We start from the raw sequence: 17,519 nt of genomic DNA, 5'->3' as shown, positions 1-17,519 counted from the left end.
CAAGATTAAAGCTGAGTTGTAAAGTTACTTCAACCCAAATCTGCTTTATTCCTTTTATTTTGGAGAAACCTTTGAATTGGCACGAATGTTGTAAGATGAATGTGACAAGTGGAGGGAGGCGCATTAACCCATGCACAGAGCAGAATTCGAACGGCAACTAACAACACTCATTCAAAAGGGCTATCCTGAAATGGCAGGTATGACAGCAGATGAGTTCAGGAAAAGTCTGGACCCGCTGCAACCACTGGCAGAAGCTCTTCCCATTCAAGAAGACGAACAGCAGGAGGGCCTTGTACCCTTTGTTCTCGTGGTAAAAGGGGATTGGTTCGACGGAGAAAAAGCGATGCAAGCCATCGAGCGGCAAAAGAAAGCTGGCTTCAGTGTCATGGATACAGAAGAAATCCGGCGGTTTACACCCATCGAGGGCATTGAGATTCCTACAGGGATGGCTTACTTAATGACCGGAATTGATACTGGAAAAGAAACGCTGAACGTCAATCCGAATGACGCAATGCCCATCCTCTTGGAGCAACAGCGTTCTCCGCTCACGCTGGAGGAAGGGATTGCCCTGATCACTCACTTCCCGGATCGGGTAAAGAAAAACAACGGCTTTTCTCTCCTCGGCTCTCGTTGTGGCGACAGACGCGTAACAGCCATGTGGATCAGCGAAAATAAACCGAAGCTAGGCTGGTGCTGGGCCGGCAATCCTCATACGTGGCTCGGTTCAGCTTCCTGCCTAGCACGTTTGGACGAAAAAAACCCTTGAGGCTCACTCAAGGGTTTTTCTGTCCATGAATCCCTCCTCCTCAAGCCTGCTTGTTTCAATGCGCGCGGGCAATGGAGCTTAGTCTACCTGAGCTTTGACTGCTCGGTTACTGATAAAATCTTTGTAACCAACAATTTTACGTTCTAGCATACCATCCACATCGATTAAAGTTTTTATTTGTTGCTCAATATAGTGTTTATGATCTTCTAAAAGACTCAGTCGAGCTGAGGCAGTATGTTCCCCTTCTAAAAACAGGGAAGCGTACTTCCTGATTTTCGAGATAGGCATTTGCGTTTCTTTTAACTTGATAACAAATTGCAGCCATTGAATATGCGAATCGCTATATCGCCTGTCACCGCTTTCATCGCGATCTGGAATTATTATTTTTTCCTTTTCATAATACCGCAGCGTATGTGTGCTTATCCCTAATAGATGTGCCACTTCACCAATCGTGCGCATGAGAAACCTCCGAATAGATTTTATACCCTTGACTTAGAGTTTACTCTAATCTGTATACTCAATGAAACATCCATTCTCAATGGAAGCTATTGAATAAATTCAGGAGGGATATACATGAATTATACGGTCATTACGGGAGCAAGCTCAGGAATTGGTTTTGAAACCGCTCTGGCATTTGCTGCTCGTGGAAAAAACTTAATTTTAGCAGCTCGTCGAACAGAGGAATTAGAAAAGCTCCAATCAAAAGTGGCTGAAATCAATGCAAAATTGGATGTGGTCATTCGGACAGTTGACTTAAGTGTGCGTGCAAATGTTCATGACTTTTACGACAGTCTAAAGGATTATGAGATTGAGACCTGGATTAACAATGCGGGGTTCGGAAACTTTGCTTCTGTCGGGGAACAAGATTTGAATAAAATTGAGTCCATGCTTCACTTGAATATTGAAGCACTAACGATTCTATCTTCTCGTTATGCTCGTGATTATACACATGTGAAAGGAACGCAAATCATCAATATTTCTTCAGGCGGAGGTTACAGAATCATCGCTAACGCCGTGACTTATTGCGCGACGAAGTTCTATGTTAGTGCCTTTACGGAAGGTCTGGCACAAGAATTGAGGGAGAACGGAGCAGCCATGCAAGCAAAAGTGTTGGCACCTGCTGCAACAGAGACCGAATTTGCGAAGCGTTCCTTTGATATGGATCACTTTGAATATGCTGGTGTAGTTCCTAAGTTCCATACAGCTAAACAAATGGCTGGTTTCTTGCTCGATTTATATGACAGTGAGAAGGTCGTTGGAATCGTGAATGGAGCAACATATGAGTTCGAGCTAAGAGATCCAATCTTCACGTATGTACCGAGGGCAAGCAACTAGTTGTTTTATCACTCCTAGACGTTTTTCGCATAAAAAAGAGGATGAGCAAGTCTCATCCCCAGCCTGAAGAGAAACCCCCTTTTGGGGGATTTCTTTTTAGTATTGTTCAGCACGAAGTGCTGAAAAAAAGGATAGCCTGCACCTAACTTGCTTTCGCTAGGTGTAGCGCTATCCTTTTAATGTTTTGTACTGTTGCTGTCATCAATACCTGCTCTTGGACATTTTCACGTCCGCGTAACCTACAATAGCGAAGCCCATGCAGTTCTTTAGCATCTGCAAAGCTTCGCTCTATGGTTTGGTATCTTAATCTATATAAATATTTCCCCGATTTACTTAAACGGTTCTGTCGAACCCATTCCTTACTCTCTTCCCAAACGTGCCTGCTTATCACCTTTTGGTGATTTTTAGATCGGGTACACTCAGAAAGCCTTGGACAAGTTTTACATATTTCTTTATTGGACTTATACATCCTGTATCCGTTTCGATCGGTAGTCGAATAAGTAAGCGTATGTTTTTGAGGACATGTGTACACATCGCACTCCAGATCATATTTAAAGCGCCATTTAGCAAAAAGACCTTTAACAGGTGTAAAGGCACGATGACCGATGACAGCAAATACATTTATATCGTGAAGTGCCTTGCAGATTGGAGTAGTTAAATAACCAGCATCTAATGCAATAGCTTCAATTGTATCCTGAAACCCAAACTTCTCGATTTGGAGATTCAGCCTATCTATGTAAGGAACGGAATCATGGACATTGCCAGCAGTGACATGGACATCGGTAATAATATTGTACTTATGATCGACAGTCCGGTGATCGAGATAGAAAAAGCCTTCGGGCTTGCTGTCTCGAACCATGTAGCCACTTTCCGGATCCGTGGTACTCATCTTGATTTCCTTTTCTTCCTTCACACCCTCTCTAGGCTTCAATCCTTTTTTCCATGTACCTCACGGTCTTCATTAATTGCTACCTCTAAATCTTTGAGATAGGCACGACTCGTTTTCTCGATGACATGCTTCTTAAATTTTCGTTTATTCGCATTTGCTTTAAGATGCGTAGAATCACTTATCAATACACGTCCAGCGACCATTCGATGCTGAATCGCCAAGCGAACAATTTCATCAAAAATCTCCTGAAAAACATTTGTATTTTTAAAACGGGTTCGACGATTCCAACTGATTGTTGTGTGATCTGGAACTCGATCTGTTAAAGAAAGGCCAAGAAACCAACGATAGGCGATATTAGTCTGGATTTCTTTTTCGAGTTGCCTCTCTGAGCGGATACCGTAAAGGTATCCAATGAAAATCATTTTAAATAAAACAATAGGATCAATCGACGGTCTACCGTTATCCTCGCAATAATATTGACGTACTTTTTCTCGGATGAAGGAGAAATCTATATGTTTCTGGATGACCCTTAATAAATGGTCCTCTGGGACCAATTCATCAAGACACACAAATTCGTAATGCATTTGTGGATTTTTATCATTGGAGGTAAGCACAATAATCACCTACTATAAAATGTAATTATAAGAATTATAACAAATTAACGCGGTGTCGCTTTAAAATTAAGTGAAATAAAAATGGCTGTCGACTTTCTCGACAGCCTGAGGATGAGCAAGTCTCATCCCCTTTTTTGTGATTACACCATTACTTTGCAAATATCGTTGGTAAACTCTACCGGGTCTTGAATCGGCAAGCCTTCGATCAAGAGAGCCTGATTGTACAGAAGTGCCGTATACAAATTGACCTTTTCCTTGTCTGCGTCAAATGCACCCTTCAATGACTGGAACACCGCATGGTTCACATTAATCTCCAGGACCTTGTCTGCCTTCACACTCGGATTGTTTGGCATCGCATTCAGGATTTTTTCCATTTCAATCGTCACTTCACCCTCTGTCGACAAGCAGACAGGGTGTGACTTCAAGCGCTTGGAAGCTTTTACGGCTTTGACTTTTCCTTCGAGCAGCGATGCCATATAGTCGAACAGCTCTTTGTTGTTCTCGTTTTCGGCTTCGGCTGCTTTTTCTTCTTCGCCCGGTTCGATTCCCAAATCCCCGCTCGATACGGATTTGAATTCCTTTTCCTTGTAGTTCATCATCATTTTGATTGCGAACTCATCGACGTCATCTGTGAAGTACAGGATTTCGTAGCCTTTCTCGGATACGAGCTCTGTTTGCGGCAGCTTCTCGATTCGCTCGATTGACTCGCCGGATGCGTAGTAGATGTACTTTTGATCTTCTGGCATTCTCTCTACGTACTCTTGTAGCGTCACCAGCTTTTTCTCTTTGGAAGAGTAGAACATCAGCAGGTCTTGCAATGTTTCTTTATGCGTTCCGTAGTCGCTGTACATGCCGTATTTCAACTGTCTGCCAAATGACTTGTAGAACAGCTCGTATTTTTCCCGCTCTGTTTTCAGCAAGCTTTGCAGCTGGCTTTTGATTTTGCTCGTGATGTTTTTCGCAATTAGCTTCAATTGACGGTCATGCTGGAGCATCTCACGGGAAATGTTGAGAGACAGGCTTTCGGAGTCAACCATCCCTTTAACAAAGCTGAAGTAGTCTGGAAGCAGATCCGCGCATTTGTTCATGATCAGTACGCCGTTCGCATACAGCTCCAAACCTTTTTCGTACTCCTTCGAGTAGTAATCAAATGGCATGCTCTCCGGGATGTACAAAATCGCCTGATAAACAACGGCTCCATCTGCATTAATGTGGATGTGTCCCAGCGGCTTGTCGAAGCCGTAATGCTTGCTCGCATAAAACTGTTCGTAATCCTCTGTTGTCAGCTCGCTTTTATTTTTACGCCAAATCGGAACCATGCTGTTCACGATTTGTTCTTCCGTCACTTGTTCGTACTCGTTTTCGCTGCCCTCTTTTGGCTTATGCTGGGTAATGTCCATTTTGATCGGGTAACGAATGAAGTCGGAGTACTTTTTGATAATCGCTTTTAAACGGTACTCTTCCAAAAACTCGTCGTAGTTCTCTTCTTCTGTATTCTCCTTGATTTCGAGAATGATTTCGGTCCCGACCAAATCTTTGTGATAAGGCTCGATCGTGTAGCCATCTGCACCGCTGGACTCCCATTTGTAGCCCGTGTCGCTGCCCAGTGCTTTACTGATGACCGTAACCTTGTCGGCAACCATGAAGGCCGAGTAGAAACCTACGCCGAATTGACCGATGATGTTGTAACCATCCTTTGCGTCGTTTTCTTTTTTGAACGCCAACGAACCGCTCTTCGCAATGACACCCAGATTATTTTCCAGTTCATCCTGCGTCATGCCGATCCCGGTATCTGTCAGGGTCAACGTTCTGGTATCTTTGTTAACCGCTATTTTTATAAAATAGTTCTCTTTATCAAACACCAATTGATCATCGACGAGCGATTTGTAGTAGATTTTGTCAATCGCGTCACTGGAATTGGAGATCAATTCGCGCAAAAAGATTTCCTTTTGTGTGTAAATAGAATGGATCATCATTTCCAACAGACGCGTAGATTCTGCTTGAAACTGCTTTTTTTCCATGAAAAAATACCCACCCTTCCGGACTTCTTATGTATTCCTTTTTCAATATTAGCACTCTCACCTCGCGAGTGCTATTTACTATTTTTATAACAGCCTTAGATTTTCCTGTCAATATGAACCAGCTGATCAAGGATAATAAAGTATTAGACTAACGCACCTTTTTCACTCATCCAGTACTGAAATTGCGTAACGTATCAGGAAAAATGAACTTACTTATTTTGATTGATGCTCACAAGTCAGATCGGATTGTGATGTTTGGCGGCGACTGCTTGGAGAAATACCTATTTTAAATAAGTAAAGTTTAAGAGCTTGAGAATGAAGATGGATAGAAACAGAAACCCTCGGGTCAATTGCCCAAGGGTCTCCTTTACTTGCTACTGATTATTTCACTGGAATATAGCCCGTTTTTTCTACTAATTCTTGTCCCTGCGGAGACAAAATCCATTCGATTAGTTTCTCTGTATTCGGATTGTCCGTCCCAGCTGTCACTGCGTAAAACTCCGCCGCAAACGGATACGCTCTGTTTTTTATCGTTTCCTTATTAGGCTTTACCCCATCAATAGCGAGTAGACGAATGTTTCCGTTTCGCACCATCTCCGTGGCATAAAACAGGAACGAGTAGCCGATGGCATTCGAATAATTTTTGTAGTTGGCTGTTTGCTCGATGACTTCACCCATTCCTGTTACCACGTCTTCTTGTGGTGCTTTCATGAGCTCTTTCCCCCCCATGATCTTCTTTAGCATCGTCTGACTCCCGCTATTTTCAGGACGCTGAAAGGAGCGAATGAACTCATACCCGCCCCCGACTTCATCCCAGGAATTGATGTCTCCCGCATAAATGTCCTGAATCTGCTGGGTAGTAAGTCCCTGAACAGAATTCTCTGCATGGACAAAAAAGACAAAAGCTTCCCTTCCGATTGGGGTCAGCTTAAGCTCTACGCCTTTTTCTTTGGCTGCTAGGAGCTGTTCCTCGGAAGGAGCTGCCGCAAAGATGACATCGACTTTGCCATCCAATAAGTTTTCATACGCATTTGGCGTTTTGCTTACCATGACTTCGCTGTCGTCAAGGTCGTAATCCTTCTTGGGATAAACAGCCTGCACAAAGGAAGCGTAAAGAGGATACAAAGCGGTCGCCCCATCTATTATGGGCAAATCAGACTGTAACGACAGTGTCGCAGGTTGATCAAGCTTTTGAATTTTGGAGCCTGTACGAAACGGTTTATACTGTTCCAGATCGACCTCTGCCTCACTGACAATAGGAATGCTATTATGGTAATAGCTGCTGATCTCATATCCTGCAACTGGCAGCGTACAAAAAAGAAAATAGACAAAGAGGGCTCTGTTCCATAACCGACTCTTTTGCGGGGCGAACATTTGCCCGATGATGTAAATGATAAAAACGACTGTCGTGACAGCGACAAGGAGGGAATAAACTCTTCCCTGTGCGTTCAAGGCAGTCATTACCATCGCCACGACTCCGATCACAGTAATGATCGCCCCCAAAACGATACAGCCGAAGACTTTTCCTACCAATTCTTTATTCATTCCTTCTCCTCCCAGTTCTCCTACCGTTATTATAAATGATTGGAAGAGATTAGGAAGGAGAAGCATACCAAACGAGCCAATTCACTCGACACCTAACCATTCCTTATAGTTTGTTGCCCATTTTTGCAGATCATGGATGAACACGCTGGCGTGGTAGCCATCACAAACCGCATGATGGACCTGCAAAGAAACAGGCAATAACGTTTTGCCTTCTTGCTCGAAATACTTTCCGCTCGTAATGATCGGCAGCAAATATCGCCCATCTCCCGAAATATTCAGATTAAACCCACTGAAGCTCACCCAGGGAATACATGAGACAGGGAAAGTATAAGGCGGTTCCAACTCTTTTGCCACAAGACCTTTGTTGTCCCCATACTTTTTCATATCCGCTACGTAATTTTGATAAAACACAGGGAACTCGTCTGCGAATTCCGTCCACATCGTAGAAAAAGTTTGATCGTCCTGGTGAAAAAAAGTATAGCTGGGTATCATGCTCTCCCAATAGCCCAACTCGCCATCCGCATGAAAGGAAGTCCGAAATTCACGATGCGCATTGACAACGTTTGTCACCATATATAGAAAAGCCGGGTACAGCTTCATCCCCTCTTGCCGTAGAGCGGGGAGCAATTCCGTTATATCTATGTTGGCAGTTATACTGAAGGTGCAATTCACTCGGTTCAGATAATGCTCGAAATAAGACCTTCTGCTCCAATTATCTAGCTCGATTCGCTGAAACTTCATTGGATATCCCTCCTAAAATTGAAAACACGATAATTTTAGGAGGTGATTTTGCGTGTCCTTTTCATAACACCATCCCCTTCTCCAATCCTGCCTTACCCTTCCAGGATACCATTTCCATCTCTTCCTGACATCAGCCTGCCACAAGAAGAGTACCGCTCATTCAAGAGGCAAAGTTATTTTAAATAGCGTCGTATACCGTTGATTTCTTTCCAAATGAATGGTCCCCTGATGTAACGTTATAATTTTTTTACAAATGGCTAGACCAAGTCCGGTGCTATCTTTCACAGGATTGCTCCCTTTTATGAACTCTTCAAAAATGTGTTCCCTAACATCCTTTTGAACACCTGTACCGTTATCACCTAACCACAGAGCAACGCCGGCTTCTATTTTCTCGCATGAAACGAATAGCTGCGTTCCCGGCGGATTATGTTTTAGCGAGTTACCGATCAAATTCGTAATAACGCGGTTCATATGCATTTTGTCGAACATGACAAACAGCGGCTCCTCTGGAATTTTCACTTCCAGCTGAAATCCCCTATCTTCTATTTCCGGATAAAATTCCGCAACAAGCTGCATAAACCACTTACTAATATTCACCTTTTCTTGATCCAGTCTCACGTGCTGGTCTTCCAGCTTTGCCAGTTCGAACAAATTTTGAATCAAATGGGCCATATAAGACGATTTGTCGTTAATATATTGAACATACTGACGCCTTTGCTCTTCTTCTAGCTCCGGCCTATCCAACAACAACTGAGAATACCCGAATACAGAGGTAATCGGTGTTTTCAAATCATGAGACAAATGCAACAACATGTTTCTTTTGTTGTTCGCTACCGCTTCTTTCTCTTCAGAGGTCTGCTGTAGTCGTTCTGCCATTCCGTTAAATGCTTCTCGGATTTCTGCAAATTCCATTTCAGCCGAAAATGTAAGCCTCTTCTGATAATTGAAGCCTTCCATCTCTTTAATACCCTCTACAATTTGCCGGAGAGGTTTCTTCATCTTCAAGACGGAGTACCGGGTGTAGAAATAAAGGGCGATGAACAACAGAACGACAAACAACGCTAGTAAGATTCCAAACGCCAATGATATAATTTCCGACCGCTGAGGAATTTTCCATAACAGAACATAGGTCTCACCCTCTGGCCCTTGCGCTCGATAGGCATGGTAGAAAATTGAATCATCATTTCGCAGTATGTCCACTTTAGCGTACAGCATTCCATCGCTATATGTCATGATATTGTCTTCCTTGTTGCCTTTTACATAGATGACTGTCCCCGATTCATCCACGATCTCGAACCAGCCGCCGTACTCGTCTAACAACCGTCCATCCATCTTTTCAAAAGGGTACTGGTATATTTTACTGCCGTCCACTTGGGTCAAATCGGGCGCTTTATCAAAATAGTTGTCCATCAACAGGTCTGTCCCCAAAAGAGCAATCATAATCGTGCATAAGAACAAACCGCTTATCACAACATAGTGCCGAAAAAACAGTTGTTTTAACGGCCGCTTGTCGGGGATGCTCTCATTTTTTTTCAAAACGGTAGCCTAACCCCCTGATCGTAATAAGATAAACTGGCTTTCTTGGGTTATCCTCAATCTTCTCCCTGAGTTTGCTGATATAGACCATGATGAGGTTTTCATCCCCTATGTATTCCTGCCCCCAAACATGCTCGTAAATGGATGCTTTTGTAAAAACTCTCCCCGCATGCTTCATCAGTAAAGACAAAATCTTGAACTCGTACGATGTCACTTCTTTCTGCTGTCCATTTTTGTACAGCTTACAGCTCACCAAATCGAGCATGACATCGCCAATTTGTATGATTTCATGGTTCTGTTTTTCACCTTTAGAAAATACATCCATTCTTCTGAATAACGCTTGAACTCTGCTGACGACTTCTATGGGGTTAAAAGGCTTCCCCACATAGTCGTCAGCGCCAAGCTGCAGTCCAATAATTTTATCCATATCGTCCGATTTCGCGGACAGGAACAAAAACGGAACTTCAGAAATATGTCGCATCTTTTTTAATAACTCGTATCCATCCATCATCGGCATCATAATATCAGCAATAACCAGATCGATTTGCACGTTTGAGAATACAGCCAGCGCATCAACCCCATTACCTGCTTCATAAGTAGCAAACCCGTAATTTTTCAAATAAATACTGAGTAGTTCACGAATTTGTGCTTCATCGTCGATGATCAATATCGTTTTGATTGTATTTCCCTCCATCGCCTCATGTCGAAACGAAGCACAAATAAGAAGTCACGGCTTGTTGTACACTAAAATAATTGGTCTGCGAACCGAGATAGTAACGCAGCCGCTTCTTTCCTTACCATCGGCTGCTCTGATTTATAATCGAGACTGCCATCTCTGCCTTTCACCACTTCTGGTCCGTATAATCCTTTTGCCACTACGAAATGGACTCCCTCTAAAGCCCAAGCATCTGTCCTACCACTCAACTTGGCTTTTTTCGGCTCTGCATGAAAATAGCCAAATGCCATGCGCCATACGATGGATGCTGCTTCTTGACGCGTCAATGGCTCGTTCGGATTAAATTTGCCATCAGCTGATGCTTTTAGTAAACCTAACTCGTAAGCTGCTTGAATTTCCCGCGCATACTTGTTACCTGAAAGATCCGTGTAAATCGGTTTATGCTTTGATGGGGCAATGCCACTCCACTTGATGAACCAGCCAACAAACTCTCCTTTTGTTATCTGTTGTTCGGGCGAAAAGCGATTGTCTCCTTCCATATCAGCAAAGACACCGATCTGTTTCAGGTGATAAATATAGGACGCATATGGATGGTCATTTTCCACATCCTGATAACGTTGCGGCTCAGGCATTTTTTCTGCCCAACTATCTGATTTTAACTCGTAATAGAAAGCCCGCACATCTCCGTGATCGTTCAGCTTAAAAGCAGCTTTACTACCTTGTTCATCCTGGAATAAGAGTGGCTCCACCTCATATAGGACATGTTCTCCCAGCGAGTCTTTTACAATGAGTTTGCCGCCTTCAGCACGTATACGAGTCGTCCACATCCGGTTTCGCAAATCGCTGTATGTCCCTTCAAACTTCGTGAGTTCTTGTTTCGCTAACTCAATCCCTTTTTTCTGCTCATTTTTCGGGTAGTAATGATCCATAAACGCTTTAATCAAAGGCAGACGAATTTCGAAGTCCTTATTGACTGTAACAAATACTCCCACTTTTTCTTCCGGGATCAACCACATCCCGGTATGGTATCCTTGTAAATCTCCTCCTTTTTCAATAACATATTGTCCATTGTAATTTTGCTGGTTGGCATATTCGAAACCAAGGGCCATGTTATTCAGCTTTGGATGCACGGAAAGATGAGGTCTGTGCATTTCTGCTGCCGTTTCTTCTTCCATAATCGTCGCATTCCCAAGCTTTCCTTTATTGAGATGAGCAATCATGAATTTAGCCATATCAGAACCAGTTGAGAGCATTCCACCATCAGGAAGCTCAGTTGGTACCATTGCATAAGTCGGGATCGGCTGTCCGATAATATTATAAGGTACAGCCAACTCTTTGACTATTGAGGGTGTAAGTCGAAAATCACTATTTTCCATGCCAAGTGGCTTAAAGATGCGTTCCTGCACGTATTCACCAAATGGTTTTCCTGCTACTTGTTCTACAACATAACCTTGAATGGTGAAGCCGAGGTTGTCATATCTGTAAAACTCTCCTGGCTTGCGAATGACATTTGGGAGATTGTCCATAACGAATTTCTTTAAAGAAACCTCCCGTTTCAAGTCGGTTGTTGAACCGTCAGAAGTATCTCCAAAGTCAAATCCAGTGGAGTTCGTTAACAGATGTTTCATTGTAAGAGGAGTGCCTGTCTTATTCGGAATCCGGGCACCCCCCATATATGCGGATACATCTTTGTTCAAATCTATTTTTCCTTGCTCCGCCAATTGCATAACGGCTGTAGCTGTAATAACCTTGGTTACTGACGCTACACGGAATACAGTCCGATCAGGATCGACCGGAATCTTCTTCTCTACATCCGCATATCCATACCCTTTTTTAAAAAGGACCTTGTCTCCTTTTACAACTACAAACGTAGCTCCTGCCATGTTGTTCTTAATTTCTGACTGGTTAAAAAATTCATCTGCAAATTGCTCTACCTCTCTCGGATCATCCGGCCCAGATACAGAAGATGCGAACACTTTGGTTGGAGAAACAACTCCGCTTACAAGGCTGACGCTCATAGTAGTTACAAGTACAGTCGCCATTAATGTCTGTAACTTCAAAAACATTTTCATAAGATTGCTCCTCTCCTTTACCCTTATTTCCTTCTCTAGAAGAGTAAGCAATCAATCTTAATCGCATTTCTATACAACCTTAATGGAACATGAATTTTTGCTTGTTCATGCAAAAACCCCTGATTTCTCAGGGGCACGCTTCTTTATTCTCTCTATATCTGTCTCATATCCATATACAACACATTCCACCGATGACCATCCAAATCAGCGAAGCCTGCCCCGTACATCCCCGGACCATGCTCCCGCGGCTCACTGAAAACAGTGCCCCCAGCTTCTTTCACCTGATTCACCAATTCATCCACTGCTTCTCTGCTTTCGGCATCGATCGAAAACAATACTTCCGTGCCGCGTTTCGTATCTACCAGCTCATTTTGCGTAAACGATTGGAAGGTAGCCTCTGGAAACAGCATAATGAGCATGTTTTTCTCACCAATCACCAAGCCCGCCATCTCTTTGCTATTCTCATGGCGAGGATGAAAAGAGAATCCGAGTGCGGCAAAAAATGATTTGGACTTTTCGAGGTCCTTGACGGGCAAATTGATCCAAAGCTCTTTTGTCATGGGAATTTCTCCTTCGCTTTTTGTTTGGATGATACTCATTCTTCTCCTTTAAAGCATAGCAGAATCATGCTTGAACGCTTCTTCTCGATTGCTATTTTTTGTTAAATTATTTCCGATATTGACACTCGGAATTAGAAACGATAAAGTATTGGATAAACTCGGTTTTACAAGCGCGAAAATTCTAAAAACAGTAACGAGGTGGACACATGGCAAACGATTTGATTCAAGCAATTACCCTGTTAAAACAAAAAGAATGGGTCGATCTCACGCACACATTCGGTCCGGAATCTCCGCACTTCCACGCCTTTGACGCCGCCGAATTCCAAACACTGTTCACACATGACGACGGCTTCTTCGCCCAGCGCTTCTCTTTTCCTGGGCAGTACGGTACGCACTTGGATGCACCAATTCACTTCGTGCGCAACAAGCGTTACTTGGACGAAATCGAACTAAAAGAACTCGTATTGCCGCTCGTCGTCATCGACAAATCAAAAGAAGCCGAAGCCAACAACGACTATTCGCTTTCTGTGGAAGACATTTTGCATTTTGAAACCGAGCATGGTCAAATCGAGAGCGGTACCTTCGTCGCCTTGCGCACAGATTGGAGCAAGCGCTGGCCAGATGTGGAGGCCTTCAACAATAAGGATGCAGACGGAAACAACCACGCTCCTGGCTGGTCATTGGAGGCTTTACAATTTTTGTTCGCGGAAAGACAAATCAAAGCAATTGGTCACGAAACCTTCGATACGGATGCGACAATCGACTACCGGAAAAACGGAGCGCTCTTGGGCGAATATTTTGTGCTCGATCAAGACACCTATCAAGTGGAGCTGCTCAAAAATCTCGATAAGCTCCCGGCAAAAGGCGCTGTCATAGTTAACATTACACCCAAGCCTGAAAAAGCCTCCGGGTTTCCGGTTCGCTCGTTCGCCATATTGCCTTAAAGCTAAAGCCGAGTAAAAGCCAGGTATCATCACCGATCACCTGTCTTTCACTCGGCTTTTCAGCTGAAAATTCCCTACGTATCCAACGAGGATTTACGGATAACCGCCACACTGGACTCCCTTACAATCAGCCGCGGCTCGAACTGTACTCGTTCGTACGCTCCTGCCCCCTGCTCACGAATCCGTTTCAGCAAAAGCTCAGTCGCCAGCCGTGCCACCTCTTCTCCCATGATCGAAACAGAACTGATCTGCGGAGTCGTAATCGTCGTCCACACATTGTTGTCAATTCCCACGACCGCGACATCTTCTGGTACGCGGACGCCGAGCTCCTTGAACCGATTCACGATCCCGATTGCCACCATGTCATTGACCGCATAGATAGCGTCCGGCATGTTTTTCAGGCTAAAAAAGTATTCGGCAGCACGAAGGCCCGTCTCAAACGAGAAGTCCTCACCGAAATACACCAGCGAAGGATCGACGTGCTGAAGTGACGCCTCATAGGCAAAATATCGCTCCTCGATCTTGTCCTTCGGCGCACCAGCGTATGCGATTCGCGTACGGCCAATTTTGATCAGATGCTCCATGACGAGTCGACCTTCTTGACGCGCCATGCTGACCACATCTGCTTTCACATTGTCTTCCAGCTTTTTTCCATAGTTAATAATCGAAACGGGAACACTCGCTTTGTTAATCATCTGGACCAACGTCTTCGGATAGGCGAGTGGCATGATAATCAGCCCGTCTACATGCAGCTTTTTGACCTCACGCACAGTCTCAAGCTCCATTCGGGCATTTCCTGCTGTATTAATTTGTACGACACGGTAGCCATGCTGCTTGGCCGCTTGCTCAACTGACCAGGCGATATCCGGAATGATCGCATTGCGAATGTCAGGGACAGCCAATGCGATTTGATAGGTTTGGCGTACCTTTAGACTTTGCGCGGAAGTGTTCGGAATAAAGCCCAGCTCATCGATCACTTCCAGAATCAACGCTTTCGTCTTCGGACTGATTCCCCCACTGTCATTGATGGCCCTCGATACTGTTGCAATTCCTACGCCAGCCTTCTTCGCCACGTCTTCTATTGTCACTTTATTTTTTGTATCCAACGCCTTGCTTTCCTTTCCATACCGGAATCGTTTTCTAAGTTTCCGATCTAAATTGTGTTTTCCTACCGCAATTATAGCATACACAAAAGTAACGGTAACGAGGCGTGAGCAAAACATAGCAGACTCTTGCCTAGGAAATCAAATTGACAAGATGCTGAACTTATGACATATTAATTTTCGGAAACGTTTCCTATTTTACTTGCTGAATTTCATATAGAATCCAAATCGAACGAGGAGATGGCAGATATGAAAGCATTACGTTGGCACGGTTTGAAAGACCTCCGTTTGGAAACCATTTCGGAACCGGTTGCGAGCAAAGGTAAAGTGAAAATCAGAGTCGAGTGGTGCGGGATTTGCGGAAGCGACTTGCATGAATACGTGGCTGGCCCGATCTTCATCCCACAGGGAGCTGAACATCCACTTACAGGCGAAAAAGCCCCGATCGTAATGGGGCATGAATTTTCCGGACAAGTGGTGGAAATCGGGGAAGGCGTAACCACTATCAAGGTTGGCGATCGCGTCGTTGTCGAGCCAGTTTTCGCTTGCGGAACATGCGCTGCGTGTAGACAAGGCAAATACAATCTTTGTGAAAAAATGGGCTTCCTCGGTTTGGCAGGCGGTGGTGGCGGCTTCTCGGAATACGTGGCTTGCGATGAGCACATGGTCCACAAAATCCCAGACAGTCTCTCCTATGAGCAAGGTGCTCTTGTGGAGCCATCTGCCGTAGCCCTTTATGCCGTTCGTTCAAGTCAGTTAAAAGCTGGTGACAAAGCTGTCGTATTCGGCGCCGGGCCTATCGGCTTGCTTGTCATCGAGGCACTAAAAGCAGCAGGTGCAGCTGAGATTTATGCAGTGGAGCTGTCCCCCGAACGTAAAAGCAAGGCCTCTGAGCTGGGAGCTATCGTCATCGATCCAAATGAATACGACGTAGTCCAGGAAATTCACAACCGGACAAACGGCGGTGCAGATATCGCCTTTGAAGTCACAGGCGTGCCTCCTGTCCTCACGCAAGCCATCGAATCTACCAAAATCGCTGGACAAATCATGATCGTCAGCATCTTCGAAAGAGAAGCTTCAATCAAGCCAAACCACATCGTCATGAAAGAGCGCAACATGACAGGCATCATTGGCTACCGCGACGTATTCCCTGCTGTCATCAGCCTGATGGAAAAGGGCTTCTTCCCGGCAGACAAGCTGGTCACCCAGCGCATCAAGCTCGACGACATCATGGAGAATGGTTTTGAAGCTCTGTTGAAAGAGAAAAACCAGGTGAAAATTCTCGTTAGCCCGAGAGCATAACCGAAAACGATTCCATAAATATCGTGCTGTTTCCTTCCACATAAGGAAATACGCCATTCCGCTACAAAAAAACGGAGAGAAAGCAGGGTTCATTCCTGTTTTCCGCTCCGTTTTTTCTTGTTACCCTCTTCAATTTGTAACCTTGGGCTCAGTAAAGAGGAGGAAGTGTCATTACGCTTCCTTTTCTTGCGTATGTTTCAAAATCGCCTCGATGACGACATCCCAATCCCCATACGGAAGCTCATGCCCCGTCCCTTCCAACGTGAGCAAGACTGCTCCCGGAATGGTGTTCGCAAGATGTAATGCATGCGCGAAAGGAATGAGCAAGTCTTCTGTACCGTGAATCACGAGAGCTGGTACAGCGATTTCTGCTGTCCGCAACAAATACGGTTCACTGGCCGTCACGAAGGCGTGGTTGTTTCTACTCGCATAATGGTTGCTTCTGGCGATATCGATTTTGGCCAATTCATGAACGCGCTGCTCGTCAAAAGGATGTTTGGAACCACTGAGAACTTTCCAACTCGCAACCGCCGCCTCTAACGCCTCCTTCTCATCCTCCCAATTGATCTCCCCCATCTTGCTGAAAAACTCCATCAGCTTCTCATCGATTGGTGGTAGGCCAGGAGCAAAATTCGACGTTGCGTGCAATGTGATCGTGCGAACTCTTTCGGGATGTCGCAATGCAATCATTTGTGTCAACATTCCGCCCATCGACATACCAACGAAGTGTGCCTGCTGTACACCGAATGCATCCAAGACGTGAACAGCGTCATCCGCCATATCTTCAAACGTATAACCTGGATGGCCAACCTCGTACGTCGTGGAGCGCCCGACATCCCGATTATCAAAACGAATAACAAAGCGCCCAGCGTCAGCTATTCTCTGACAAAATTCTTCCTCCCACCAAAGCATAGACATCTGGGCTCCCATAATCAGTAAAATCGCCGGATCTGTGGGCTTCCCGAAGCTTTCCGCGCATATTTCCACACCGTTTACTTTTAAAATCTGTTCTGCCATTGTACGTTTTCCTCCTCAACGAACTGAAATAAAAAAACACAGGCTAGGCTGCCTGTGCTTACGTCATCGAAAAAGAAAGAAGAAACGGAAACCATGAACATCAGATACCCGCATCTGATTGTACAGGATGGGTTCCATTCTCTTCACAGATCATCCAAACAGAAGGGGCAGCACGCTTGCCTTCCTCACTCCCATTTGCCCATGATTCAATTGGGTTACCGTAGCGGCAATCCATTTCTCGATTCGTATGCACACAACATAGCCTTTTTGCGCTATTACATCGATTGTGTTGTGCGAATAAAGTATCGAAAAACTAATTTGCCACACGTAACCCTCCGTTCTTGATAAGTTGTGCCCATCCTACCACATGCTTTTTCATCTGTCAACGATTGGCAGTT

At 44.6% G+C, this 17,519-nt stretch carries 16 protein-coding genes; 4 read left to right on the top strand and 12 right to left on the bottom strand.

The window, feature by feature from the left end; all coding sequences use genetic code 11:
* Positions 1–130: 130 nt before the first annotated feature.
* Positions 131–766 carry a DUF5701 family protein gene (locus ACUUHJ_RS08015; protein ID WP_289676786.1) on the top strand — a complete coding sequence of 212 codons (636 nt, stop codon included), beginning with the start codon at positions 131–133 and terminating at the stop codon, positions 764–766.
* Positions 767–844: 78 nt separating this feature from the next.
* Here the strand turns inward: ACUUHJ_RS08015 and ACUUHJ_RS08010 are convergent, their stop codons facing one another.
* Complete coding sequence (locus ACUUHJ_RS08010) at positions 845–1,225, bottom strand: MerR family transcriptional regulator (protein ID WP_289676785.1); 381 nt, start codon at positions 1,223–1,225, stop codon at positions 845–847.
* A 114-nt stretch (positions 1,226–1,339) separates the two neighbouring features.
* On the opposite strand from ACUUHJ_RS08010, the gene ACUUHJ_RS08005 reads away from it, so the two are divergent.
* Positions 1,340–2,101, top strand: coding sequence for an SDR family NAD(P)-dependent oxidoreductase (locus ACUUHJ_RS08005; protein ID WP_472298625.1), 762 nt, complete (start codon positions 1,340–1,342; stop codon positions 2,099–2,101).
* A 142-nt stretch (positions 2,102–2,243) separates the two neighbouring features.
* On the opposite strand, the gene ACUUHJ_RS08000 is transcribed toward ACUUHJ_RS08005, so the two are convergent.
* From ACUUHJ_RS08000 to ACUUHJ_RS07965, 8 genes are all read right to left on the bottom strand, one after another.
* A protein-coding gene (locus ACUUHJ_RS08000) for an IS1182 family transposase (protein WP_472301122.1) occupies positions 2,244–3,574 on the bottom strand; the annotation gives its coding sequence in 2 pieces (ribosomal slippage) (positions 2,244–3,034 and positions 3,034–3,574; 1,332 coding nt in all).
* A 170-nt stretch (positions 3,575–3,744) separates the two neighbouring features.
* Positions 3,745–5,625 carry a molecular chaperone HtpG gene (gene htpG, locus ACUUHJ_RS07995; protein ID WP_173625467.1) on the bottom strand — a complete coding sequence of 627 codons (1,881 nt, stop codon included), beginning with the start codon at positions 5,623–5,625 and terminating at the stop codon, positions 3,745–3,747.
* Between the two features lie 381 nt (positions 5,626–6,006).
* Positions 6,007–7,170: a PstS family phosphate ABC transporter substrate-binding protein gene (locus ACUUHJ_RS07990; RefSeq protein ID WP_472298624.1), complete on the bottom strand. Its 1,164-nt coding sequence runs from the start codon at positions 7,168–7,170 to the stop codon at positions 6,007–6,009.
* A gap of 81 nt (positions 7,171–7,251) precedes the next feature.
* A complete protein-coding gene (gene catA / locus ACUUHJ_RS07985) occupies positions 7,252–7,911 on the bottom strand; it encodes a type A chloramphenicol O-acetyltransferase (RefSeq protein ID WP_472298623.1) in 660 nt (219 codons plus the stop codon).
* Between the two features lie 156 nt (positions 7,912–8,067).
* A complete protein-coding gene (locus tag ACUUHJ_RS07980) occupies positions 8,068–9,447 on the bottom strand; it encodes a HAMP domain-containing sensor histidine kinase (protein WP_472298622.1) in 1,380 nt (459 codons plus the stop codon).
* Positions 9,434–10,141 carry a response regulator transcription factor gene (locus tag ACUUHJ_RS07975; protein ID WP_208636175.1) on the bottom strand — a complete coding sequence of 236 codons (708 nt, stop codon included), beginning with the start codon at positions 10,139–10,141 and terminating at the stop codon, positions 9,434–9,436. The genes ACUUHJ_RS07980 and ACUUHJ_RS07975 overlap by 14 nt, the downstream gene beginning before the upstream one ends.
* Before the next feature lie 50 nt (positions 10,142–10,191).
* On the bottom strand, positions 10,192–12,195 hold the full coding sequence (locus ACUUHJ_RS07970; RefSeq protein WP_472298621.1) for a serine hydrolase: 2,004 nt from the start codon (positions 12,193–12,195) through the stop codon (positions 10,192–10,194).
* A gap of 152 nt (positions 12,196–12,347) precedes the next feature.
* Positions 12,348–12,755, bottom strand: a complete 408-nt coding sequence (locus ACUUHJ_RS07965; protein ID WP_289676779.1) for a VOC family protein — start codon at positions 12,753–12,755, stop codon at positions 12,348–12,350.
* 206 nt (positions 12,756–12,961) lie between these two features.
* Between ACUUHJ_RS07965 and ACUUHJ_RS07960 the strand changes: the two genes are divergently transcribed.
* Positions 12,962–13,699, top strand: a complete 738-nt coding sequence (locus tag ACUUHJ_RS07960; RefSeq protein ID WP_472298620.1) for a cyclase family protein — start codon at positions 12,962–12,964, stop codon at positions 13,697–13,699.
* Positions 13,700–13,773: 74 nt separating this feature from the next.
* On the opposite strand, the gene ACUUHJ_RS07955 is transcribed toward ACUUHJ_RS07960, so the two are convergent.
* The gene (locus ACUUHJ_RS07955; protein ID WP_289676776.1) at positions 13,774–14,805 is read right to left on the bottom strand and encodes a LacI family DNA-binding transcriptional regulator; all 1,032 of its coding nucleotides are present in this window, start codon (positions 14,803–14,805) and stop codon (positions 13,774–13,776) included.
* A 246-nt stretch (positions 14,806–15,051) separates the two neighbouring features.
* On the opposite strand from ACUUHJ_RS07955, the gene ACUUHJ_RS07950 reads away from it, so the two are divergent.
* On the top strand, positions 15,052–16,104 hold the full coding sequence (locus ACUUHJ_RS07950; RefSeq protein WP_472298619.1) for a 2,3-butanediol dehydrogenase: 1,053 nt from the start codon (positions 15,052–15,054) through the stop codon (positions 16,102–16,104).
* Between the two features lie 171 nt (positions 16,105–16,275).
* Here ACUUHJ_RS07950 and mle read toward each other — a convergent pair whose 3' ends face one another.
* Both mle and ACUUHJ_RS07940 read right to left on the bottom strand, forming a co-directional pair.
* On the bottom strand, positions 16,276–17,121 hold the full coding sequence (gene mle / locus ACUUHJ_RS07945) for an alpha/beta fold macrolide esterase (RefSeq protein ID WP_472298618.1): 846 nt from the start codon (positions 17,119–17,121) through the stop codon (positions 16,276–16,278).
* 100 nt (positions 17,122–17,221) lie between these two features.
* Positions 17,222–17,374, bottom strand: coding sequence for a hypothetical protein (locus ACUUHJ_RS07940; RefSeq protein WP_289676772.1), 153 nt, complete (start codon positions 17,372–17,374; stop codon positions 17,222–17,224).
* Between the last annotated feature and the right edge of the window lie 145 nt (positions 17,375–17,519).

It is taken from the genome of Brevibacillus schisleri, assembly GCF_055685845.1.
Note: the sequence above shows the minus strand (reverse complement) of the source record. Positions and strands in the feature narration are given on the sequence as shown.